This is a genomic window from Microbulbifer sp. SE14, assembly GCF_059834885.1.
The window spans coordinates 77,870-100,612 of record NZ_JCBAJA010000003.1 but is presented as its reverse complement, the minus strand read 5'-3'; the positions used below and the strand labels follow the sequence as shown (position 1 = coordinate 100,612).

The 22,743-nt window shown below is 63.9% G+C and carries 19 protein-coding genes and 2 tRNA genes; 15 read left to right on the top strand and 6 right to left on the bottom strand.

Translation table 11 applies throughout. The features are described 5' to 3' along the window. Window positions 1-124: 124 nt before the first annotated feature. Both AC6R19_RS03525 and AC6R19_RS03520 read right to left on the bottom strand, forming a co-directional pair. Window positions 125-211: transfer RNA gene (locus AC6R19_RS03525), tRNA-Leu, on the bottom strand. 135 nt (window positions 212-346) lie between these two features. Beyond that, window positions 347-433: transfer RNA gene (locus tag AC6R19_RS03520), tRNA-Leu, on the bottom strand. Window positions 434-681: 248 nt separating this feature from the next. On the opposite strand from AC6R19_RS03520, the gene rnr reads away from it, so the two are divergent. The 4 genes from rnr to AC6R19_RS03500 all read left to right on the top strand — a co-directional run bounded on the left by rnr (window position 682) and on the right by AC6R19_RS03500 (window position 6,669). Beyond that, on the top strand, window positions 682-3,402 hold the full coding sequence (gene rnr / locus AC6R19_RS03515; protein WP_500578151.1) for a ribonuclease R: 2,721 nt from the start codon (window positions 682-684) through the stop codon (window positions 3,400-3,402). 88 nt (window positions 3,403-3,490) lie between these two features. Further along, entirely contained in the window at window positions 3,491-4,246 is a 756-nt protein-coding gene (gene rlmB / locus AC6R19_RS03510) for a 23S rRNA (guanosine(2251)-2'-O)-methyltransferase RlmB (RefSeq protein ID WP_500578149.1), read from the top strand. A gap of 475 nt (window positions 4,247-4,721) precedes the next feature. Then, window positions 4,722-5,276, top strand: coding sequence for a hypothetical protein (locus AC6R19_RS03505; RefSeq protein ID WP_500578148.1), 555 nt, complete (start codon window positions 4,722-4,724; stop codon window positions 5,274-5,276). Window positions 5,277-5,358: 82 nt separating this feature from the next. Then, on the top strand, window positions 5,359-6,669 hold the full coding sequence (locus AC6R19_RS03500) for a hypothetical protein (protein WP_500578147.1): 1,311 nt from the start codon (window positions 5,359-5,361) through the stop codon (window positions 6,667-6,669). A 48-nt stretch (window positions 6,670-6,717) separates the two neighbouring features. On the opposite strand, the gene AC6R19_RS03495 is transcribed toward AC6R19_RS03500, so the two are convergent. The 3 genes from AC6R19_RS03495 to AC6R19_RS03485 form a co-directional block, all read right to left on the bottom strand. Next, window positions 6,718-7,449, bottom strand: a complete 732-nt coding sequence (locus tag AC6R19_RS03495; RefSeq protein ID WP_500578145.1) for a 2OG-Fe(II) oxygenase — start codon at window positions 7,447-7,449, stop codon at window positions 6,718-6,720. Between the two features lie 121 nt (window positions 7,450-7,570). Next, window positions 7,571-8,740, bottom strand: a complete 1,170-nt coding sequence (locus AC6R19_RS03490) for a S8 family serine peptidase (protein WP_500578144.1) — start codon at window positions 8,738-8,740, stop codon at window positions 7,571-7,573. 505 nt (window positions 8,741-9,245) lie between these two features. Further along, window positions 9,246-10,397 (bottom strand): S8 family serine peptidase, encoded by a 1,152-nt coding sequence (locus tag AC6R19_RS03485; protein ID WP_500578142.1) that lies wholly within the window; start codon window positions 10,395-10,397, stop codon window positions 9,246-9,248. A gap of 450 nt (window positions 10,398-10,847) precedes the next feature. Between AC6R19_RS03485 and AC6R19_RS03480 the strand changes: the two genes are divergently transcribed. The 11 genes from AC6R19_RS03480 (at window position 10,848) to AC6R19_RS03430 (ending at window position 21,880) form a co-directional block, all read left to right on the top strand. After that, on the top strand, window positions 10,848-11,414 hold the full coding sequence (locus AC6R19_RS03480; protein WP_500578141.1) for an RNA polymerase sigma factor: 567 nt from the start codon (window positions 10,848-10,850) through the stop codon (window positions 11,412-11,414). 20 nt (window positions 11,415-11,434) lie between these two features. Next, on the top strand, window positions 11,435-12,064 hold the full coding sequence (locus AC6R19_RS03475; protein ID WP_500578140.1) for a hypothetical protein: 630 nt from the start codon (window positions 11,435-11,437) through the stop codon (window positions 12,062-12,064). Between the two features lie 39 nt (window positions 12,065-12,103). Further along, window positions 12,104-12,658: a hypothetical protein gene (locus AC6R19_RS03470; RefSeq protein ID WP_500578138.1), complete on the top strand. Its 555-nt coding sequence runs from the start codon at window positions 12,104-12,106 to the stop codon at window positions 12,656-12,658. Between the two features lie 105 nt (window positions 12,659-12,763). Further along, window positions 12,764-14,065: a tetratricopeptide repeat protein gene (locus AC6R19_RS03465; RefSeq protein ID WP_500578137.1), complete on the top strand. Its 1,302-nt coding sequence runs from the start codon at window positions 12,764-12,766 to the stop codon at window positions 14,063-14,065. Between the two features lie 198 nt (window positions 14,066-14,263). Next, window positions 14,264-14,713 carry a 30S ribosomal protein S6 gene (gene rpsF / locus AC6R19_RS03460; RefSeq protein WP_500578135.1) on the top strand — a complete coding sequence of 150 codons (450 nt, stop codon included), beginning with the start codon at window positions 14,264-14,266 and terminating at the stop codon, window positions 14,711-14,713. Between the two features lie 12 nt (window positions 14,714-14,725). Beyond that, window positions 14,726-14,956: a 30S ribosomal protein S18 gene (gene rpsR / locus AC6R19_RS03455; protein ID WP_020411626.1), complete on the top strand. Its 231-nt coding sequence runs from the start codon at window positions 14,726-14,728 to the stop codon at window positions 14,954-14,956. 41 nt (window positions 14,957-14,997) lie between these two features. Further along, window positions 14,998-15,831 carry a hypothetical protein gene (locus AC6R19_RS03450; RefSeq protein ID WP_500578133.1) on the top strand — a complete coding sequence of 278 codons (834 nt, stop codon included), beginning with the start codon at window positions 14,998-15,000 and terminating at the stop codon, window positions 15,829-15,831. A gap of 35 nt (window positions 15,832-15,866) precedes the next feature. Continuing rightward, window positions 15,867-16,313: a 50S ribosomal protein L9 gene (gene rplI, locus AC6R19_RS03445; RefSeq protein ID WP_500578131.1), complete on the top strand. Its 447-nt coding sequence runs from the start codon at window positions 15,867-15,869 to the stop codon at window positions 16,311-16,313. A 162-nt stretch (window positions 16,314-16,475) separates the two neighbouring features. Then, window positions 16,476-17,918 carry a replicative DNA helicase gene (gene dnaB, locus AC6R19_RS03440; protein ID WP_500578129.1) on the top strand — a complete coding sequence of 481 codons (1,443 nt, stop codon included), beginning with the start codon at window positions 16,476-16,478 and terminating at the stop codon, window positions 17,916-17,918. A gap of 106 nt (window positions 17,919-18,024) precedes the next feature. Then, window positions 18,025-19,098 carry a winged helix-turn-helix domain-containing protein gene (locus AC6R19_RS03435; protein WP_500578127.1) on the top strand — a complete coding sequence of 358 codons (1,074 nt, stop codon included), beginning with the start codon at window positions 18,025-18,027 and terminating at the stop codon, window positions 19,096-19,098. A 154-nt stretch (window positions 19,099-19,252) separates the two neighbouring features. Beyond that, a complete protein-coding gene (locus tag AC6R19_RS03430; RefSeq protein WP_500578125.1) occupies window positions 19,253-21,880 on the top strand; it encodes a purple acid phosphatase family protein in 2,628 nt (875 codons plus the stop codon). Window positions 21,881-22,004: 124 nt separating this feature from the next. On the opposite strand, the gene AC6R19_RS03425 is transcribed toward AC6R19_RS03430, so the two are convergent. After that, on the bottom strand, window positions 22,005-22,697 hold the full coding sequence (locus AC6R19_RS03425) for a DUF6515 family protein (RefSeq protein WP_500578123.1): 693 nt from the start codon (window positions 22,695-22,697) through the stop codon (window positions 22,005-22,007). Window positions 22,698-22,743 lie beyond the last annotated feature (46 nt).

Here is a 22,743-nt window from a genome sequence, read left to right as displayed (position 1 = left end):
ATCGGCGTGGCATTTTCGGCGGAAGACCCTCTGCGGGGCGGTGCGAGCTGAGACTGCCGTCCCGTTCGTCCCGTTGCGAGGGCAAATAAAAAGGCCGACTCTTCCGAGTCGGCCTTTTGCGAAATGGTGCCCAGGAGAAGACTTGAACTTCCACGACCGTAAGGCCACTAGCACCTGAAGCTAGCGCGTCTACCAATTCCGCCACCTGGGCAAATCAACGGCGTGCGCCGCTGAGGAGGCGCACTATAGCCATTTTCCGGAGTGTGTCAATTCCCGTCCGTGACCGGTGGGGGCTTTCGCGGCGCAATAAAAAAGGGCCGACTCTCGCGAGTCGGCCCTCTGAATATGGTGCCCAGGAGAAGACTTGAACTTCCACGACCGTAAGGCCACTAGCACCTGAAGCTAGCGCGTCTACCAATTCCGCCACCTGGGCAATTCAACGGTGTATGCCGTTGAGGACGCGCACTATAGAGATTTGCCCCGGGGGTGTCAACGGCCGGCCTGCGCTTTTTTCAACTTTTTGCGCGGTGGTCGGGAAACGCCGCGAAATCGCTTATACTGCCTGCAGTAGCGACTTTTCCCGGACCGGTAGTCACCGGTGCCAGTTGCCAGTCCAATCGCCGGAGGTCCCTCCGGAAGCTGCACCGGAAGGTGCGGCCACTTCAAACAACGGATGCTGTTTTGACTCAAAAGAAGACTTCAGTTCACGACCTCGCCGGCTCCCCTGTCGATCCCTACGCCGAGCGCGAGGCGGAAAAATACGAGAAACCCGTTCCCAGCCGCGAATTCCTGCTGCAGTTCCTGGAGCAGCAGCCGGGCCCGGTGGCCTGGGAGACGGTGGCGGACGCCCTGGAAATCGACGACGAGGACCGCCGCGAGGGGGTGCGCCGGCGCCTGATCGCCATGTCCCGCGACGGCCAGATCGCCAGCAACCGCGCCGGCGACTTCGGCGTGCTGGACAAGATGAGCCTGGTGCGCGGCCGCGTGATCGGCCACCGCGACGGCTTCGGCTTCGTCACCCCGCGGGACGGCGGCGACGACCTCTTCCTGTCCCACCGCCAGATGAAGAAGGTGTTCGACGGCGACGAGGTACTGGTGCGCGAGACCCCCGGCGGCTTCCGCGGCAAGCGCGAGGGCGCGGTGGTGCGGGTCATCAAGCACAACACCGAGCAGCTGGCCGGGCGCTTCTACCGCGAGAACGGCATCTGCTTCGTGCGTCCGGACAACCCGCGCATCAACCTGGACATCATGGTGGCGGCGGACCAGGCCGCCGACGCCGGCCACGGCCAGTATGTGGTGGTGAGGATCGTCACCCAGCCAAGCCGCGACACCCTGCCCCAAGGCGAGGTGATCGAGGTGCTCGGCGACCACCTGGCGCCGGGCATGGAGATAGATGTCGCGATACGCAACTACGGCATTCCCCACACTTGGCCGGCGGCACTGCAGGCAGAGATGGACGCCATCCCCGACGAGGTGGAAGAGGCGCACAAGAAGGCGCGGGTGGACCTGCGCCAGCTGCCGCTGGTCACCATCGACGGCGAGGACGCGCGCGACTTCGACGATGCCGTCTTCTGCGAAGTGTTGCCGGACGACAGCTGGAAGCTGCTGGTGGCCATTGCCGACGTGTCCCACTATGTGCGCCCGGGCACGGCCCTGGATGAGGAGGCCCTCGGCCGCGGCAACTCCGTCTACTTCCCGGATTTCGTCGTGCCGATGCTGCCGGAGAAGCTGTCCAACGGCCTCTGCTCACTCAATCCGGAAGTGGACCGCCTGTGCATGGTGTGCGAGATGCGCATAGACCGCGACGGCCAGATCCGCGACTACCGCTTCTTCGAGGGGGTGATGCGTAGCCACGCGCGCCTCACCTACACCCAGGTCGGCCAGGTGATCGAGGAGCGCGACAGCCGCGGCAGCGGCCTGCGCAAGCAGTTTGCCGCCCTGGTCCCGCACCTGGACAACCTGCACGACCTCTACAAGGCCCTGCGCGCCGCCCGCGACCGCCGCGGCGCCATCGACTTCGAGACCACCGAGACGCGCATCATCTTCGACGCCAAGCGCAAGATAGAGCGCATAGTGCCGGTGGTGCGCAACGACGCCCACAAGCTGATCGAGGAATGCATGCTTGCCGCCAACGTCTGCGCGGCGCAGCTGATGGAACTGGCGCAGGTGCCGGCCCTCTTCCGGGTGCACGACGCCCCCAAGGAGGAGAAGCTCAGCAACCTGCGCGAATACCTGGGCGAACTGGGCCTGCGCCTGCCCGGCGGCGCCGAGCCGCAGCCGATGGACTTCCAGCTGCTGCTGGAGCAGGTGGAGGGTCGCCCCGACGCGCACATCATCCAGATGATGCTGCTGCGCTCCATGAACCAGGCGGTCTACCAACCGGAGAACCGCGGCCACTTCGGCCTCGACTACCGCGCCTACGCGCATTTCACCTCGCCCATCCGCCGCTACCCGGACCTGCTGCTGCACCGGGCCCTGCGCTGGCTGATCCGCAACGGCAGCGCCAACGAAAAAGCCGTGGCGAAGAAGGTGCACCCGGTGCCCGGCGCCGAGGCCATAGAGCGGGAGCGGATACTGCCCTACGACATGCCGGCGATGGTGCAGCTGGGCGAACACTGCTCCATGACCGAGCGTCGCGCCGACGACGCCACCCGCGATGTCGTCAGCTGGCTCAAGTGCGAGTACCTGCAGGACCATGTCGGCGAGGTCTACCCCGGCGTGATCAGCGCGGTCACCGGCTTCGGCCTCTTCGTCGAGCTGGCCGACTTCTATGTGGAGGGCCTGGTGCACGTGACCGCCCTGCCCAAGGACTACTACCGCTTCGAACAGGCCCACCAGCGACTGATCGGCGAGCGCAGCGGTGTGCGCTACCACCTGGGCGATTCCGTGCGGGTGCAGGTGGCGCGGGTGGACCTGGACGAGCGCAAGGTGGACTTCATTCTCGAGGAACTGGTGCCGCGGGAGCAGGTAAAAGTCAGCGCGCGGGCCATGGAAATGGCGGTGGAGCACCAGCGGGAAGAGGAGCGCCGCGGCAAGTCCCCGGCTGGCAAAAAAGGCGAGGGCGAAAAGCGCAGCGCCAGCCCCTGGGCAAAACACACCGAACCCCCCGCGGGTAAAACGCCTTTCCGCAAGCGCAAGGTGGGTTCCACCGAGGCGGTGCCGGTAGAAGCCGGACCGGAAAAGCCGGCCGCCGAGGAGGAGGCGCCCGCGGCCGGTGAAGCGCCCGCGGCGGATGAAGAGACGCCGAAGAAACGCCGCGGCCCCAAGCGCACCCCAACCCGCAAGGGCGGCAAGCGCCCGGCGGTAGCCGCGCGCAAGGCGGCGCAGAAGGGCGCCCAGGCCGACGCAAAAAACGGCAAGGGGAAGAAGAGACCCTCCGCCAAGCGCAAAAAGAAGAAGTAGGATTCCAGGACCGCAGAGCTACTTGCCTTGGACGCTGAAGGCTCCAGCTCCGCATCCGCCGCTCCTACATAGAAAATCGAGGAATAAATTGAGTCAACAACTGGTATACGGCCTCCACGCCGTCCAGGCCCTGCTGAAAAGCGCCCCCCAACAGGTACAGGAGCTGCTGCTCCTGCGCGGCCGCAAAGACCAGCGCCTGCAGAAAATCATCAGCCAGGCGGAAAAGAATAATATCGCCCTGCGCTTCGTCGACCGCCGCGCCCTGGACGGGAAGGTCGGCGACGACGGCAACCACCAAGGGGTGGTCGCCGTCTGCGCCGCCCAGACCAGAGTCCACGACGAGCGCTTCCTGCAGGAGCTGCTGCAGCAACTGGAGGAAAAAGGCGGGGCGCCCTTCCTGCTGGTGCTCGACGGTGTCACCGACCCCCACAACCTCGGCGCCTGCCTGCGTTCCGCCGAGGCCGCCGGCGTACACGCGGTCATAGCCCCCAAGGACAAGTCCGCCGGCCTGACGCCCACGGCGAGGAAAGTCGCCTGCGGTGCGGCAGAGGTGCTGCCGTTTGTCACCGTCACCAACCTGGCGCGCACCTTGCAAATGCTGCAGCAGGCGGGCGTGTGGATATTCGGCGCCGCCGGCGAGGCGGAGCAGGACATCTACCAGAGCCGGCTCACCGGCCCGCTGGCGCTGGTGATGGGCGCCGAGGGCTCCGGCCTGCGCCGCCTGACCCGGGAAAACTGCGATCACCTGATCAAGATTCCGATGGCGGGGGAAGTCAGCAGCCTGAACGTCTCCGTGGCCACCGGCGTCTGTCTCTTTGAAGCAGTGCGCCAGCGCACCAGTTGAGTTCCCTTTCCCCTTCCTGTCGGGCCACTGCGTGGTCCGGCAATTCCCCCTCCGAAGCGAAAAAACACCGGACGGATAACCCGTTTACAGGCCCGTTGTGTCGTCCAGCGGTGTTGCAAAAATCAGGTCGCAGTAATTTCTCTGCAAAGTGCCCTTTGTCTCTGGTCCGCTTTCTACGCTGCTAGATTTTTGTTTGCAGAAATTTATTGTGGTAGGAGTGCGGACAGTTAAAAATCCTCGTATCACAATTCCCGTTTCGGAAAAATAATTTTCAAGTTCTCCTTCGGCCATATAGCGCGCCAAAAACCGGAAATGGATTTCTCGCGGGGAACCATCCATGCACTCCGGACGTGTTAACTGGTAGCGAGACGAGGAGGCCGGATGGGCCGGTACCTATGGCTTCCGAGGCTCCGGCGATCGAGTCCGCGACTGCGATTCGGTCACGATTTCAGTCTGTCCATAGAGGTAAAGGAAGATGTGGAGGAAGAAACTGCTGCTAATGGGAATCCTGGTCGGCGCGCAGCCCGCGGTGCCGGCCCTGTCCCAGGAGACGGAGAGCCCGAGCGACCTGGATGTCACGCTGACCGTGGTGGATGAGAGCGAGAACGTCGATGACGTCCTCAACAACCTCGAGCTGCCGCCGGAAGCGCGCGAAATCGCCGAAGAGACCATGGAGGCGGTAAAGGCAGTGGTCAACGCGGCGCGCAACGGCGATATCAAAAGCGAAGAGGAGGCCGAGGCGATGGTGCGGGAGGCCATGACCCGCAGCCAGGAGCTGATGGCCAACGCGTCACTGTCGGCGGATGCGGCGAACGAGGAGGCCCTGCGCGCCGCCGAGGCGACCCGTGAGGCCGTCGAGGAGGCGGTAAAAAATGCGCTGGCCGGCGCCGATGTCGAAGGGCTGATCGAACAGATGATGCGGGACATCCTGGAAAACCTGCCCGACGACGTCAGGAGCCAGCTGCCGGTGGATCTCGATACGCTGTTCGACGATGCCCGGAACAACCTGCCGCAGGATCCGGAGAGCTGACAATCGGCGGCCCATGCGGAGGCCGGGGAGGATCCCCGGCCTCGTTATTATTCGGATATAGGGATATACAGAGGTAAATGAGGTGCGGAACAAGGTAATCGGGATTGCACTCGCGAGTGCGATTGCTGCCGCTCCCTCGGGGCTGCTGGCCCAGGACCGGTTGGCCGAGGGGATCGATGCATTCAAGGACGGCGATTACCGCCGGGCGCTGAAGCTGTTCGAGGCGGAGGAAAGAGCGGGCAACGACAGCGCAAAACTCAAGTACAACATCGGCGTGACCCTGATAAAGAGGGGGCGCTACCGCGAGGCCGGCGCCTATTTCCAGCGGCTGCTGAACGACCCGGAGTGGGGCGATCTGGCCCGCTACAATCTCGCGCTCACCGCCGAGCGGCGCGACAAGACTATTATTGCGGCAAAACACTACCGGCGTGTCAACGAGACGGCCGGCTCGCAAAAGCTCCGCAGCCTGGCGGCCAGCCGGCTGAATGCCCTCGCCATGGCGAACAGGGGCCCTGCCGCCAGACGCTGGATGGGCACCGCCAGCCTGTCTGCCGGCCGCGACGACAACGCCTATGCCCTGCAAAACGAGCTGCTGGCGGATTCCTCCCTGGGGGAGGACAACTTCACCGAGCTGTTTGCCTGGAGCCAGTACCAGCTGGGCGGCACGGCTGCGGACGGCTGGCGCATCCACGGTTACGGTTTTGGCCGGCGCTACAGTGAGCTCGACAGCCTCGACCTGAGCAGTGCGAGCCTGGCCCTCTCCCGCGATCGCCAGTGGCTGGGCTGGCATACCGAGATCGGCGTGGCCGGGGAAGTCGTCTACCTGGGCGGCGAGCAGGTGTCCAGACAGGCCCAGTTCGTCGGCAAGGCCAGGCGGGATTTCGGCGAGGCCAGTGTCACCCTGTCCTATATACCCAGTTACTACCTTGGCGGAGAGGAGTACGCCTACCTGGACGGCTGGCGGCAGCGTTTCGAGGCCAGGTGGCAGCGCCCGCTGTTTGCGTTCGAGGCCAAGGTCTACTACCGCTACGATGCCAACGACCGCGCCGACCTGGAAAGGGACGAGGTGGACTACTACAGCTACTCCCCGCTGCGCCACGCGATAGGCGGCGCGCTGGACTGGGCCCTGTCAGCAAACTGGAATCTGTCCACCGGGGTGGAGTTCCGGCGCAGCACCTACGACGGCACCAACCGGGTTGCCGAGAGCGACGGGACTGTGCTGAGCTATCGGCGGGAATCCGACCGGGTCAAAACCTGGCTGGCGATGAAGTTCAAGATTACGCCGCGGTTCAGCCTGGATGGAAAACTCGTTGTCATCGACAACGAGGAAAACCGGGATGTCTACACCTACGACAAGACGGAGGCCAGCCTGGGGATCAGCTACATCTTCTGACCACTTGTACGAGCGAGCGGCTCAGTCCACAGCGCGGCCCGCAGTTTTTCAGCCTGTCTCCGCCGTGGGCTCTGCCGGTGCCGTTCCGTAGAGTTCTGCCGCCGGGCGGTACAGAACCCAGGAGGTCAGAATGTATTTGTCGTCAGACAGCGGCACATTGCCGCGGTGGGTGTGGGTGAAGCCGCAGGGGGCCAGGATCAGGCTGCCTTTTTTCGGCTTGATCCTGGCGCCCTGGTAGAGAAACTCCGTCTCGCCGCCTTCGTCCACATCGTTCAGGTACAGCATCCACAGGAGCACCCGGTGCAGGGATTTCTGCCCGGGATCGCTGGGGTGGGGGAAGTGCTCGGAGTGCCAGTGGTAGTAGCCGCCCTTGGCCTTCTCGTAGTGCTGGAAGTTGATATTGTCCAGGCGGAAGATGCCGGACACCAGCATCTGCAGCTGCCGCTCGTCGAGATTGCCGATATCCCCGGCGGCGAGATTGCGCATCCGGTTGCTCGCCTGGTCGAAAATGGTCGGGGACAGGGCGCCGGTCAGCAGATGCGGATAGCGGCGGCAGTATTCCATCAGGCCGCGCAGGACAGTGTTGTCGATGGTGGTGCACTCCTCCCGCCAGGAATCCAGTCCGGAGATAAACAGGTCGGAGCTGTTTTTCTTTGTCGGGTCCACGCCGGAGCCGGTCCTGCCCGGCTGCTTCTCCGGCGCCTCGCGGAAGCGCCGGATCAGGTGGTCGCAGACTTCTGCAGATACGGCCTTCTCGAACAGCAGGACCAGTGAATCCATATTCCCCCCCCAAAAAAAGTAACGAATAAAAAGGCCGGGCACAGGCCCGGCTCGTCTACAGATAAACAATCCGGCAGCTTCTGGTTATTGTAATCGCGTGCAAACTGCCGGCCGGTATCACTTACATGTGAATGATCAGATCCGGATCGCCGTCCGGGTCACCACTCACGGTGCCGTCGGTTTTCGGATTGCCGTTGCTCATCATCATCACCGCACAGGCGTGGGGAGATGCCATTGAGGTGCCGGAGTAAGTGGTGGTGCCGCCGCCCATCTTGGTGGACAGAATACTGACGCCGGGGGCTGCGTAGTCGACCGGGGGATTGCCCCAGTTGGACCAGGAGGCGAGGGTATCACTGCTGTCGTGGGCGGAGATGGTGCGTACATAGGTACCGTTGGCGCGGGCCGGAGAGTGGTTGTTGGCATCATCGCCGTCGTTGCCGGCGGCCAGCACGAAGAAGGCGCCGGAGTTCTCCGAGGCTGCCACCACCGCGTCGTCCAGGTCCTGGCTGACGCCGCCGCCGAGGCTCATGTTGGCGCAGTCACCGGGGGAGGCGTTGGCACCCACGTAGTCGACCCCGGCGATGACGCCGGAAGTGGTACCGGAGCCGCGCTTGTCGAGGACCTTGACCGGAATCACCGTGGCATTGGCGGCCACGCCGACCACGTCGATGTCGTTGTCGATGGCGCCCACGGTACCCGCCACATGGGTGCCGTGGCCGTGGCCGTCATCGACCCCGGCGTTGGGGCCGGAGCTGAAGGCGCTGAAGCCGCGGCTGCCGTCCACGTTCAGGTCTGCGTGATCCAGGTCGATGCCGGTATCGATGATCCAGGCATCGCGGCCGCTGCCGTCCACCGGGCCGCCCACGCGCGCGATACCCCAGGGGGTGACCTCGGCCTCGGAGCCGCCGCCGTCACCGCCGCAGCTGTTGCCCGGGCAGGTGGGCGGGGCGCTGATGCTGACAATGCTGTCGGGCGTCATGCGCATGATGGAGGAGTCTCCGCCGAAAACTGCGCTGGCTGCGGCACAGGGAAGATTGATCGCAGCGCCCTTGATGGTGTTGCGATAGACAAAGTCCGCCGCCGCCCGGCTGTGGCCGGCGGCCCTGGCCTGGGCCACGAGGCGCCCGGCAATGCCCGCGGCTTCCGCGCCGGAAAAAGTATCGTGAAAGCGCACTATGCAGCGGTTGTGCACATCGGCAACCGCCGGACTGCTACCAAAGGTGGGTTGTTCGGCCTGAACTGCTGAGCTTGCGGCGACGGCGACTGCCGCTGCTATCAGTGATTTCCTCATGTCAAAGTCACCTTGTAAATTATTATCGAATGGGCGGGGTTTCCCCCGGGTGGAACGGTTGTCCGACCACTGAGCCAGGCGGTACTTCGACGCGAATGCACAAGACTGCGCCCTCCGTGGCAACACAGACACCTGAGCACATCTCAACATCGGGGCCCACACCCGGCCGCAGAGCGCGGCGACTGCACACTGGTGGGCCCGGGATCAAAGCTAGCCAGTCGCCGGGGCAATTACCATCCCCGATTTTTCACTATTGGTGGTGATAATGACCAGTAATGCGGTTTCTGTGGCTGCTTTATTGCGCAAGAACCCTGTTCGTTGGACATGGCGTCAGGAAAAATCCCGCCGGCGCCTCGTGGAAGCACCGGGCCAGATGAGTGCAGAGACGGTACTCTCGGGGGGGCGGTAGCAGTGCATCCATGCTCCCATCGCAAATAAAAAAAGGCCGGGTACAGGACCCGGCCAAACGCATTGAAGCACCTAGCAACAAAGAAATACCACAGGGTTACATATGAATGATCGGATCCGGATTGCCGTCCGGGTCACCGTTCACGGTGCCGTCGGTATTCGGATTGCCGTTGCTCATCATCATCACCGCGCAGGCGTGGGGCGATGCCATGGACGTGCCTGAATAGGTGACGGTGCCGCCGCCCATTGCCGTGGATAGGATGCTGACGCCGGGGGCCGCATAGTCGACCGGGGGATTGCCCCAGTTGGACCAGGAGGCGAGGGTGTCACTGCTGTCGTGGGCGGAGATGGTGCGCACATAGGTACCGTTGGCGCGGGCCGGCGAGTGGTTGTTGGCATCGTCGCCGTCATTGCCGGCGGCCAGCACGAAGAAGGCGCCGGAGTTCTCCGAGGCTGCCACCACCGCGTCATCCAGGTCCTGGCTGACGCCGCCGCCGAGGCTCATATTGGCGCAGTCACCGGGCGCGGCGTTGGCGCCCACATAGTCGACCCCGGCGATGACACCGGAGGTGGTGCCGGAGCCGCGCCTGTCCAGTACCTTCACCGGAATCACGGTGGCATTGGCGGCCACGCCGACCACGTCGATGCCGTTGTCGAGCGCGCCGACGGTGCCGGCCACATGGGTGCCGTGACCGTGATCGTCATCGACCTTGCCGGCGCTGGGGCCGCGGGTGAAGGCGGTGAAGCCGCGGCTGCCGTCCACGTTCAGGTCGGCGTGGTCCAGGTCGATACCGGTGTCGATGATCCAGGCGTCGCGGCCGCTGCCGTCCACCGGTCCGCCGACGCGGCTGATGCCCCAGGGGGTAACCTGGCCGGCGGTGGAGACGTCGCCGGAACCCGGCCGCGCACTGATGCTGACGATGCTGTCGGGTGTCATGCGCATGATCGCCGAGTCACCGCCGAATACGGCGCTGGCCGCGGCGCAGGACAGGTTGAGGGTGGCCCCCTTGATGGTGTTGCGGTACACATACTGTGCCGCGGCATTGGCGTGGCCGGCGGAACGGGCCTGGGCGACCAGGCGCTTGGCGATACCCGCCGCATCCGCACCGGAGAAGCTGTCGTGGAAGCGGACGATGCAGCGGTTGTGCACGTCGACGACAGAGGATTCCGCAGTGAAGCTGGGTTTGTCGGCGTGAGCCATTGCGCTCGCCGAAACGGCAATGGCCGCGGCTAATAGTTTTTGTTTCATGTCAAAGATTACCTTACGAATTATTATTGGATTTGGGGTGAGCCCCCATATGGATCGGATATCCGACCGCAGGACCAGGTGATACTTCGACGCAAAAGCACAGAACTGCGCCTACCGGGCACAACAGATACCCGCGCACAACTTCTTGTCGGGCGGGACAGAATTCAGCCGGTGCCGTAGCGGCGCCGGCGTTTGCCAAATGCCCGCCGAGTGAAGCTAGCGAAGGGTTTCTGCAATTACAATGAGGTTATTGCGGGGTTTCTCGGAAATTAAATGCTATTTAAATCTGCATATTGGAATAATTTTGCGCCGGGAACCTTTTGAGCCGTGCGTTCGTGTAACTATTTTCTAAGCCGGTGGTTTGTTTCTATTTTTTCTGTTTTCGCGGGAACCTTTTCGGGCGCTGCTGCGTGTTAATGAGTCGATTGGGATCGGCAAAGGAGTAATGGGGTGAGTTTGACGCAGTTTTTCCGCGGCCGCAGAGCGCCGGAGGACCGCTTTACCGCCCTGGTGCGCCCGCATCTCCGGCTGATGTACCGCATGGCCTACCGCTGGACGCAGAACCGGGCGGAGGCCGAGGACCTGGTGCAGGACGTGTTGACCCACCTGTTCCCCCGCCTCGAGGAGCTGGCGGCGGTGGACAAGCCGGGCCCCTGGCTGGTGAAGGTGCTCTATCGCCGCTATGTGGATCTCTACCGCCGCCGCGCCAGCTCGCCGGTGGAGGAGGGCCTGCCCTGGAGCAGTGACGAGGCCTTTTTCCAGGAGCGCCTGGTCGACGAGCGCGATCGCTACCAGCAGCTGGAGTTGCAGCGGGCGCTGAACCGGGCGCTGGGAGACCTGGATGAGGGTTGGCGCGATGTGGTGCTACTGCACGATGTGGAAGGGCACACGGCACTGGAAGTGGCGGAAATTCTGGAAATCAATGTGGGCACGGTGAAATCCCGTCTGCACCGAGCGCGAAAAAAACTGAAAGCGGCGCTGCAGCCGGGAACCATTGACAGCTGTCATGCGTGTTAAGCGGTGTCGAGGAGGCGAGTATGGAATGTAATCAGGCAAGGCGGGAACTGGAGTTGATGCGCGAGCAGAACAGCAGCGCGCTGTTAATGCATCTCCGCCAGTGCGACGGCTGTCGCGATCACGCCGAGGAGCTCAGGGTGGTGCGCCTGTTGCGCACCATGCCGGCACCGGAACCGTCCGAAGGGTTTGAACAGCGGGTGCTGGCCGCGGCGCTGCCGGAGCGGCGGGAGGAATCCCGCTCCCGCGTGCGCGGTTGGCAGCTGGCGACTGCCGCCAGCCTGCTGCTGGCGGTGCTGGTGTCACTGCCCCGCTGGCAGCAGCCGCTGCCCGTCGCACCCCAGGCCGTGGCTGCGCTGCCGGTCAGTGTATCCCTGGATACGCCCCGCACCCTGCGGGGCGCCACCATCCGGGTGTCGCTACCGTCCAATCTGATGCTCGAGGGTTACGGCGATACCCGCGAACTGCAGTGGCAGGCGGACCTGAATGCCGGCTCCAACCGGCTCACCCTGCCGGTGCGCCTGCGGGAATCGGCGGAGACGGCGGAAGTACTGATCCGCATAGAGCACGGCGGCGCGCACAGGGAATTCAGGGTGCCGGTTCAGGTTGCGCCCGCCGATGCGGCCCCGTCCGATTCGACAACAATGATTTGAAAACCTTTCCCCTAAGTAGAAAAGTGAGGCTCAATAAAAATGGACATACTCAAGAAATCAATGGTCCTGGCGCTGTTTGTCTCTGCGCAGATCGCTGTGCCGGCTATTGCCGATGACGAGAGCGGTGACGACCTGGATGTGACAGTGACTGTGGTGGAAGCCGACGGCGATGTGGAGGACGTGATCAGCGTGATCGAGCTGCCGGAAGAGGCCAGCGACGTGGCGAAAGAGGCCGCAGCCTTTGGCCTGGCCACCGCCAACGCGGCGCGCCAGCGCGGCGAGGAGGAGGTCGAAGAGGAACTCGAGGAAGCTGAAGAGATGGAGGCCATGGCCGAAGGCGTGGCGGCCCAGGCGGCGGACCAGGCCAAGGAAGCTGTGAAAAATGCCCAGGAAGCCGCCCAGGAGGCCGCGAAGAACGCCAATGAGGCCGCGGAGGAAGCGCTGAAAAATGCCCTGTCCGGCGGCGCGACGGAGAATATTCCCGAGGATGTGCTGGACAATATCCCCGATGATGTGAAAGACCAGCTGCCGATCGACCTGGATACAGTGATCGACGATGCCACCGACAATATTCCGGACACCCCCGGAACCTGAGTTCGGTATCAACACTATTGCGACGCGCTGAAGGTCGGGCAGCAATGCCCGGCCGTTTTTTGCATTTTCAATAATGACGGATAAATCACAATGTGGATAAAAGCAATGAAGGCGGCTTCCCTGGTGGGACTGGCGAGCGCCTCCCTGTTCGCGCAGGCGCAGGATTATTACGCCCAGGGCACTGCGGCGTTCAAGCGCGGGGAATACCAGAGTGCCCTGGCGCTGTTTGAGTGGGAGCAGCAGAAGGGAAGCAGCAGTTCGAAGCTGACTTACAATATCGGCGTCACCCACTTCAAACTGGGCAATTACCGAGAGGCCGGCAACGCGTTCCGGCAGCTGCTGGACGATCCCGAGTGGCGGGACCTGGCGCGCTTCCAGTTGGGGCTGGTTGCGGAAAAGCGGGGGGACAGGTCCGGCGCAATCCGCCATTACACCGAGGTGCAGGCACAGGCCGATTCGGCGAAGCTGCGATCCCTCTCCGGCAGGCGCCTGGCCGCCCTGGCGCCTGCCGCACCGCGCGCCGCCGCCCCCGCCAGACAGTGGCTGGCGATCGCCAGTGTGAGCGCAGGCTACGACGACAATGTCTTCGCCCTGCAGGACGAGTTGGTGGCGGATTCCACTCTTGCCGAGGACAACTACTCGGAGCTGTTTGCCTGGGGCCAGTACCGCCTGGCGGGAACCGCCGCCGACGGCTGGAGACTGCAGGGGTCTGCCTACAACCGCGGCTACTCGGAGTACAGCGCCCTGGATGTCAGCAGCTATAGCCTCGGCCTGTCCCGCGACCTGACGTGGAACGGCTGGCAGGTGGAGCTGGGCGCCGCCGCGGACTCCACATTCCTCGACGGCGAGCAGCTCACCCGCTCGACCCGGCTGATCGGCCGCGTGCAGCAGACGTTTTCCGGTACCCGCCTCAGCCTCGCCTATCTGCCCGGCCACTACAGCGGCGGCAGCGACTATTCCCACCTGGACGGCTGGCGCCACCGATTTGAGGCAAAACTCAAGCGACCTCTGGGCCAGGTTACCGTGAATGCGCTCTACCGGCTGGATGTGAATGATCGGGCCGATCTGGAGAGCGACAACGGCGCCTTCTACAGCTACTCACCGACCCGCCACAGCACCGCCCTGGAGCTGGAATGGCCGCTCCTGGACAACTGGGAGCTGTCCGCCGGCGTGGAGTACCGGGCCAGTGAGTACGACGGCGTCAACAGCCTGACGGACAGCGACGGTGTCCTGAAGGAGGAGGTCCGGGAGGCAGACAGGGTCAGTTCCTGGCTGAAGTCGCAGTTCTACCTGTCGCCGCGGCTGCAACTGGCCGGCAAGGTCTCCTTCACCGACAATGAAGAGAACTTCGATCTCTATACCCACGACAAGACCGAAGCCAGCCTCGGCGTCCGGTACACTTTCTAAGCCCTTGGGGGAGCGGTTGCCGCGCCGCCGCGGCAACCGCTCCCCGGCCAGTCCTCGCCCGTCCTGGGCATTGATCAACTTGCAACCAAGAGGCCAAGTGCCTAGAATACGCCGCCCGCAATGGGCCCGATACGGGCCCGTTGTACTCCTTGCCTCACCGGATTGCCCGGGAGGCTGTTTAACCCGTAAGGAGCGAAAATGCGTCATTACGAAATTGTATTCCTGGTCCACCCGGATCAGAGCGAGCAGGTGCCCGGCATGGTGGAGCGTTACACCTCTACCATCAAAGAGAGCGGTGGCCAGGTTCACCGCCTGGAAGACTGGGGCCGTCGCCGCCTGGCTTACCCGATCAACAAGATCCACAAAGCCCACTACATCCTGATGAACGTCGAGTGCACGGAAGAGGCTCTGGAAGAGCTGACCACCAACTTCCGCTACAACGACGCCGTGCTGCGCAACATGGTGATGCGCGAAGACGAGGCCATCACCGAAGAAAGCCCGATCATGAAGGCGGAAAAAGAGAGCCGCGAGCGCAAGGCCGCCCGCGCAGAGCGCTCCGAGCGCCGCGAGCGCGCTGAGCAGGAAGACAGGTCTTCCTCCGACGAAGCGGAAGAAGACACTTCCGATACCGCCGAAGACGAAGAGTAAGGGGATTATCAGATGGCACGTTTTTTCCGTCGTCGCAAGTTCTGCCGTTTCACCGCTGAAGGCGTAAAGCGTATCGACTACAAGGATCTCGATACCCTGAAGGCCTACATCTCCGAAACCGGCAAGATTGTTCCGAGCCGTATCACCGGTACCAAAGCCAAGTATCAGCGCCAGCTGGCCACTGCGGTCAAGCGCGCCCGCTACCTGGCCCTGCTGCCGTACACGGACAGCCACGAGGCCTAAGCTTTCGAGCTTAGACGTTTAACAAGAGAAGCTATCTAGACGTGCGCGCCCTGGCCGAATTCATTATGCGCGGGCGCGTGCGGGCGGTGCTCATCACCATGGTGGGCATACCGCTGATCAGCCCGGCGGCGCTGGCCCTGGTGAGCCTGCGTCGCGGCAGCAGCGATGGCCTGATGGTCCTGGCCTGGGCGCTGCTGCCGGTGATCGCCGCGGGTATGGGCGGCTATATGTCGCCGCTGATGACCGGCCTCGCCGCCAGTCACTTCGCCGCGGTCTTCTGCGGCGCGCTGGTACTGCGCAGCAGCCGCTCCTGGGGCGCCGCCCTGGTGGCGCTGACCGCGGTGGCCGCGGCGGGCATACTGCTCACCGCCCATTTCAGCGGTGGCCTGTTGCAGAGCCTGCTGCAGGCGGCGGAGGAATCCGGCGGCGACCAGGCGGAACAGCTGCAGCAGATATTCGGCAGCGAGGCCCTCGCCACCGGATACCTGAGCTGGATATCCGCCATCACCGCGACCCTGGCCCTGGTGCTGGGGCGCTACTGGCAGGCGCTGCTGTACAACCCCGGCGGTCTCCGCCAGGAGTTTCACCAGCTGCGCATGCCGCTGCCGCTGGCGGCGGTCGGCATGCTGGTGTGGGTGTACAGCCTGCTAACCCAGGACTATGTGTTCTGGGGCGCGGTGGTCGCCTTCCCGCTGGTGGTCGCCGGCATAGCCCTGATCCACTGGCTGGTAGCCAGCAAGGGATGGGGGCGCGGACCGCTGGTGGCGCTGTATGTGATGCTGGTGATCGCGGCGCTGCCGCTGGCCGGCTTCCTGTGCGGCCTGGCACTGATAGATAGCTGGATAGATATTCGCGGGCGCTCCGGAAATAAATAGACGCGACCCGCACAACCGAAATTGAGGAAACCGAGATGGAAGTTATTCTGCTCGACAAAGTAGGCAAACTGGGCAACGTGGGCGACCGCGTTGAAGTCAAAGCCGGTTTTGGCCGCAACTTCCTGCTGCCCACCGGTAAGGCGATTCCGGCTACCGAAGCCAACATCGCCGAGTTCGAAGCCAAGCGCGCCGAACTGGAAGCCGCCGCAGCTGCCAAGGTGAGCGAGGCCGAAGGCCGCGCCGCCAAGCTGGCCGACCTGTCTGTGACCATCGCCGCCAATGCCGGTGACGAGGGCAAGCTGTTCGGCTCCATCGGTACCCGCGACATCGCCGAAGCGATCACCGCCGCCGGCGTCGAAGTGGCCAAGGCCGAAGTGAAGCTGCCGAAGGGCGCACTGCGCGAAGTGGGCGAGTACGAAGTCGACGTACAGCTGCACTCCGACGTGATCGCCACCGTCAAGGTAGTGATCGAGGCGGAATAAACGCGTAGCGTTCATTCCGTAAGGGCGAATCTCGTGTTCGCCCTGCTGAGCATGCCACTGGCCCTGCATGGATATCCACGCAGATGCCAAGTCGCGCTACAATCGGGCGCTGGATCCTCTGTCGGATTCAGCGCCCGATTTGTTTCTGCCCAATAGATATCTATGATCGACGAATACGCCGTCCCGGAAGAAGAAGTGTCCACCGAAGAGACCTCGCCACTGCCGCACTCGGTGGAGGCGGAGCAGTCGGTGCTGGGCGGCCTGATGCTGGATCCGGGCCGCATCGACAGTGTCGCCGAACAGCTGGGCGAGGCGGACTTCTTCGTCGCCCGCCACCGGGTGATCTTCACGGTGATGCGCCAGCTGACCGACGGCGAGCAGCCGCTGGATATCGTCACCCTGGCGGAGGCCCTCGCCAGCCGCGACCTGCTGGCGGAAGTGGGCGGCCCCGCCTACCTGGCCGAACTGGCCGAGAACACCCCCTCCGCGGCCAATATCGTCGCCTACGCCAAGATAGTGCGCGAGCGCTCCATGCTGCGTCAGCTGATCGCTGCCGCCGGCGAGATCAGCCGCACCAGTTTCAACCCCGGCGGCCTGGCCTCCGCCGACCTGCTGCAGATGGCCGAGCGCCGCGTGGCGGAGATCGCCGAGGGGCGCGCCAAGGAGGGCGGCTTCGTCGGCGTCGACGCCCTGCTGAAGCAGACCGTCGAACGCATCGACGAGCTGTTCAAGCAGGAAGGGGACATTACTGGCCTCAGCACCGGCCTTACCGAGCTGGACCAGCGCACCTCCGGCTGGCAGCCGGGCGAACTGATCATCCTCGCCGCGCGCCCATCCATGGGCAAGACGGCGCTGGCGCTGAACTTCATCGAGGCCGCCATGCTGAGCCAGGAGAAGCCCACCCTGATCTTCAGTATGGAGATGCCCTCCGACAGCCTGGTGATGCGGATGCTGTCCTCCATCGGCCGCATCGACCAGGGCCGCATCAGGAATGGAAAGCTGCAGGAGGAGGACTGGCCCAAGCTGTCCAGCGCGGTACAGAAGATGAAGGGCAGGGCGCTGTATATCGACGACACCCCGGCGCTCTCCCCCAGCGAGGTGCGGGCCAGGGTCAAGCGTACCGTGCGCGATCACACCAACAAACTGATGCGAGAGAACCCCAAGCTGACCCGCGAGGAGGCGGAGGCCAGGAGCATGCCGGCCATGATCATGCTGGACTACCTGCAGCTGATGCAGGTGGCCGGCAGCACCGAGGGTCGCACCCAGGAGATCTCCGAGATCTCCCGCTCGCTGAAAGGACTGGCAAAAGAATACAACTGCCCGGTGATCGCCCTGTCGCAGCTGAACCGCGGCGTGGAACAGCGCCCCAACAAGCGACCGATGAACTCGGACCTGCGGGAATCCGGCGCCATCGAGCAGGACGCCGACGTGATCCTGTTTATCTACCGCGACGAGTACTACAACGAGGACAGCCCGGACAAGGGCATGGCCGAACTGATTATCGGCAAGCAGCGCAACGGTGAGATTGGCACCTGCCGCGCGGCCTTCGTCGGCAAGTACACCCGCTTCGACAACCTGGCGCCGGAGTACTACCAGGGCGACTAAATGGCAGGACAGCCATTTAGTACAGCCGAAGGCTGCCCGAAGGGCGAGGGCCATGGATGGCCCGAGTGATTAATTTCTCCAATCTGGGCCCGTAGGGGCGACTGCTTTGCTTTCCGATAAAGAAATCCGCGCACTGGTTATCGAGCGCCAGCATATACACAGCCCCTGGCCCCATGACCTGCCTTCCCTGATCCGCCACCTGGGCGCGCTGCAGCTGGACGCCATCCAGCGAATTACCCGTGCCCATCACCACCAGCTCTACAACCGTCTGCCGCGCTACCGCGAAAAGCAGCTGGAGCAGGCGGAGCAGCGCCGCGAGATTTTCGAGTACTGGTCCCACGCCGCGGCCTACCTGCCGATGGAGCACTACCGCTTCGCCCGCGTGCGCATGAACCGCATCCGCGAGGGCCAGAGCCACTGGTTCGAGAAGAACGCCAGACTCTGCCGCCATGTGCTGGACCGGGTGCGCGCCGAGGGGCCCCTCAAGGCCAGCGATTTCGTCAAGGCCAAGGGCGGCTGGTGGGAGTGGTCCGACGAGAAGAAGGCCCTGGAACAGCTGTTCCACGAGGGCGAACTGATGGTCAGCCACCGCGACGGCTTCCAGAAAGTCTTCGACCTGCCGGAGCGGCTGCTGCCGCCCCGTATCCACACGGGCACCGCCAGCGACCTGGAATACGGCTGTCACCTGGTGCGCAGCTTCCTGCGCTGCCAGGGCATCGGGCGCCCGGAGGAGATAGCCTACCTGCGCAAGCACGACAGGCCGCTGATCGAGAAGGCGGTGGAATCGATGCTGAAGAGCGGCGAACTCCTGCCGCGAGGGAGGGAACTGTTGCTGGTCGAGGACGAACAGGTCAGTCCGGCCAGAGCGCCGCGCAGGGTGCGCCTGCTGTCCCCCTTCGACCCGCTGGTGCTGCAGCGCAAGCGCCTGAAGCGACTGTTCGATTTCGACTACCAGCTGGAGTGCTACCTGCCCGCGCACAAGCGCCGCTATGGCTATTTCTGCCTGCCGATTCTCTACGGTGACGGCTTTGCCGGTGTGGTGGACCTGAAGGCGGACCGGGAGGCGGATATGATGCGCATCGAATCGCTGCACTGGAACAAAAAGCCCGGTTCGGCTCTGCTGGCGAGCTTCAACCGGGCCTTGCGGCAGTTTGCTCGTTTTCACGGCCTAGCTGCGTAGAAATAGCCGACACCAACCAAAACTGGGTCACAGATCGGCAAGCTGGTTGCACAGTTAAAAATGAATTAGCGCAGCCTAAATATAAAGTTCACGGAACCTCTCTACTCTCTGGGTCTCCTTCAAACTGGTCTAGACCAAATATGGGGATGTGCCGATGAAACCGAAAACAAAAAGATCCTGTTTGCTGTCGCCACTGTTGTTTGCTGCATCCCTCTGTTCCCCGCTGGCGTCCGCCAGCCCGAGTTTCCTGGTGGAGCCCTACCTGCAGTCGCCGTCCGCCGACAGCATGACGGTGATGTTCGAGTCCAATGACAACAGTTTCAGTGTGCACTACCGCCCGCTGGGACAGGGCAATTTCCAGCAGCTGCCCGCCGGCACTGTCGACGGCAGCAGCACCATTTTCCAGGCGCAGATCGACGGCCTGGCTTCGAGCAGCAACTACGAATATTTCGTGCGCTCCGAAAACGGCGATACGCCCGTCTATCGCTTCCGCACCTGGCCCGCCGATGGCGATGCAGTGGGGGATTTCAAATTTATCGTGCTGAGCGACACCCAGGGCGACTGGCCGGAGCGCTTTCAGGATATCGTGCAAAATGGCCTGATCGGTGTGGAGTGCGGCGGCGATGTGAACAGCTGCCCCGGGGATATTGCCGGCATTGTGATTCCCGGCGACCTGGTAACCAGCGGCGGAGTCGTCAGCCAGTGGCGCAACGAGTTCTTCGCCATGGTCAGGGGCATCAGCCCCTATGTGCCGTTGATCCCGTCGATCGGCAACCACGACTACGACATCAGCAACTACCTGAAGTATTTCAAACTGCCGCAAAACGGCACCGTCGGTTACCCGGAGCAGTGGTACTACCTTGACTACGCCAACCTGCGCCTGATCGGCCTCAACTCCAACACCAGCCTCGGCGCGACCATGCACAGCGCCCAGGAGAGCTGGCTCGACGGCCTGCTCGATGATACTGCCCAGGACGGCGGCATCGACTATGTGTTTTTCCAGCTGCACCACCCGTGCAAGTCGGAGCTGTGGCTGCCCGGCGAGAACCCGGTCACCTGTGATTTCGTGCAGAAGCTGGAGGACTTCTCCGCGCAGACCGGCACCATCAGCGGCCACCTGTTCGGCCACACCCACGCCTATTCCCGCGGCCAGTCCCGCGACGTCAAGCACCTGTGGCTGAACGCCGCCACCAGCGCCGGCGATATCGACTTCTGGGGTGAGTACGCCCAGCGCGATTACGACGAGTTCCAGAAGAGCTACGACGAGTACGGCTACTCGGCGCTGACCTTCAGCGCCCAGGGCGCGCCGGCGGTGCATGTACGGCGGCGCACCGGCGGCGACGATCGGGATTACTACGGCTACAGCGACGCCAGCTCCCGCGACGATTTCGTGATCGGCGGCGCCAATACTCCACCGAATGCGCCGGTGGCCCAGGCCCCCGGCGGCCAGATCGCCGATATCAATGCCGAGCTGCAGGCGGGCCCCTTCGGCGATGCCGACGGCGACAGCCACCTGGCCAGCCACTGGCAGGTGACGACCGTTGCCGGCGACTACAGCGATCCGGTCGTCGACGCCTGGGGCAACAGGACCCGCAGCGAGAACATCTGGTACGAGATGAATATCCAGGACGGAGTGGATATCACCCGCTACTCCGTCGGCGGCCTGGCCGGCAACACCACTTACTTCTGGCGCGTGCGCTACCGCGACGAGCACTGGGAATGGTCGGACTGGTCCCAGGAGCTGAGCTTCACCACGCCGGACCTGATGGAGACCGGCAACCTGGTCGTCAATCCCGGCGCCGAGGACGGTACCGGCGGCTGGACGGTGGAGGAGGGTGTGCTGGAGTCCCTGATCCAGGGCGAGTGCAATGGCGCCAGCCCCAACAGCGGCAGCCGCTACTTCGCCATCGGCGGCCTGTGTAGTGAGTCGGCCCTGGCCCGCGCGCGCCAGCGCATCGACCTGGCCGGTTACCGCGACGCCATCGCCGGCGGCACTGTGAGCGCCAACTTCGCCGCCTATATGCGCAACTGGAGCGGCAGCGATGTGCCGGAGCTGTATCTGGAGTTCCTCGACCAGCAGGGGAATGTGATCGGCAGCAGCAACGTGATCAGCTCCGCCACCACCAGCTGGACCCGGGTGTCGGGCAGTATCGCTGTGCCCGCGACCACCTATACCCTGGATGTGTGGATCGAGGGCACGCGCAACAACGGCACCGACAACGACTCCTATCTCGACGACATCCATCTGTCACTCGTGCTGCCGAATGACGGCAACCAGGAACCGCAGATCCCCAGTGACAATCTGCTGGTCAACCCGGGTGCCGAGCAGGGCACGGATCACTGGCAGCCGCTGTCCGGTTACTTGGAGAGCCTGACCAGCGGCGAGTGCAACGGCGTGGCGCCCCACAGCGGCAGCCGCTACTTTGCCGTCGGCGCCCTGTGCAACGAGGCCGCCGTGGCGGAGGCGGTGCAGACGGTGGATGTGAGCGCCTACGCCGCCGCCATCGACAGCGGCCTGAGCGCCGAATATGCAGGCTATATGCGCAACTGGAACGGCAGCGACGTGCCGGAGATATTCCTGGTGTTTGTCGACGCCGGCGGCCAGAGCCTGGGAAGCTCCGCTCCCGTTTCCAGCGCCACCACCAGCTATACACTGAGGAGCAGTATTGTGGATGTACCGGTGGGTACCCGCACCGTGGAGTTCCATCTGCGCGGCACCCGCAATAACGGAACCGACAACGACTCCTACCTGGATGATCTGTCGCTGAAGCTGGTGCCGTAGAGGGCCGATAACCCGATCGCGGCCAACGGCCGCTCCTACGGGAGATATTGCCCCTGTAGGGCCGAAGGCGCCGTGAATACATGGAGCGGCCGGGGCGGCCGTTGGCCGCGATCAGCCTTGGGATCTAGATCCGCACCACCACATAGACCTCGCGCCCGTCCCGCCGGGTCGGCATAAAGTAGTCACTGCCGTAGCGGTAATACTGCACGCCGTTGATCACCTCGGCCGTATAGCCGGTGGGCAGTTCCTCCACCACCTGGCCCGGCGCATAGCCGTAGGTTGCGGCGCCCGGGACCGGAGGCGCAGCGGGAGTTGCCGGGGCCGGGGGGGCGCCGGCTGCCGAAGCGCCGGCCGGCGGCGGCACCACCACATAGGCGCGGCTGGACGGTCGCCACTGGTAGTAGGCGTCGGCGTACTGGTAATAGATGGCGCCGCCGACCTGGATCTGTACCGCACTGGCCGGCAGCGACACCACCGAGGCGCCCAGCGGCGCCGAGACCACCACGTAGCCCGACGGCGCCGGTCGGTAGAAGTAGCCGCCGTGGTAGAAATAGGGACTGCCGCCGACGGCCAGGCTCACGTAGCCGGCCGGCAGTATCGGCGCCACAAAGCCGAGGGAAATGCGCGGCCCCCAATAGCCGGGGGCGTAGTAGCGGGGGCCGCGGTGGTGGTGCCTGTGCCAGTGCTTGTACGGGCGGTGATAGCCGTATCCGCCGCGCTCGTAGCCGCGGGGCGAGGCATCGGCGGGCGGGCTGAAGGCAAATGCCGCCAGGGCCAGCAGCGCCGCCGCGCCAATCAGCGTTTTTAACGTCTTCACGCTCTCTCCAGCGAAGCGATTACTTACTTAGCTTAAATTTTAACCC

Coding starts and splice junctions, on each gene's coding strand:
- dnaB (WP_500578129.1), top strand. CDS start 16,476: ATGATCGACGAATACGCCGTCCCGGAAGAAGAAGTGTCCACCGAAGAG.
- AC6R19_RS03485 (WP_500578142.1), bottom strand. CDS start 10,397: ATGAAACAAAAACTATTAGCCGCGGCCATTGCCGTTTCGGCGAGCGCA.
- rpsF (WP_500578135.1), top strand. CDS start 14,264: ATGCGTCATTACGAAATTGTATTCCTGGTCCACCCGGATCAGAGCGAG.
- AC6R19_RS03475 (WP_500578140.1), top strand. CDS start 11,435: ATGGAATGTAATCAGGCAAGGCGGGAACTGGAGTTGATGCGCGAGCAG.
- AC6R19_RS03495 (WP_500578145.1), bottom strand. CDS start 7,449: ATGGATTCACTGGTCCTGCTGTTCGAGAAGGCCGTATCTGCAGAAGTC.
- rplI (WP_500578131.1), top strand. CDS start 15,867: ATGGAAGTTATTCTGCTCGACAAAGTAGGCAAACTGGGCAACGTGGGC.
- rpsR (WP_020411626.1), top strand. CDS start 14,726: ATGGCACGTTTTTTCCGTCGTCGCAAGTTCTGCCGTTTCACCGCTGAA.
- AC6R19_RS03490 (WP_500578144.1), bottom strand. CDS start 8,740: ATGAGGAAATCACTGATAGCAGCGGCAGTCGCCGTCGCCGCAAGCTCA.
- AC6R19_RS03470 (WP_500578138.1), top strand. CDS start 12,104: ATGGACATACTCAAGAAATCAATGGTCCTGGCGCTGTTTGTCTCTGCG.
- AC6R19_RS03465 (WP_500578137.1), top strand. CDS start 12,764: ATGAAGGCGGCTTCCCTGGTGGGACTGGCGAGCGCCTCCCTGTTCGCG.
- AC6R19_RS03505 (WP_500578148.1), top strand. CDS start 4,722: ATGTGGAGGAAGAAACTGCTGCTAATGGGAATCCTGGTCGGCGCGCAG.
- AC6R19_RS03430 (WP_500578125.1), top strand. CDS start 19,253: ATGAAACCGAAAACAAAAAGATCCTGTTTGCTGTCGCCACTGTTGTTT.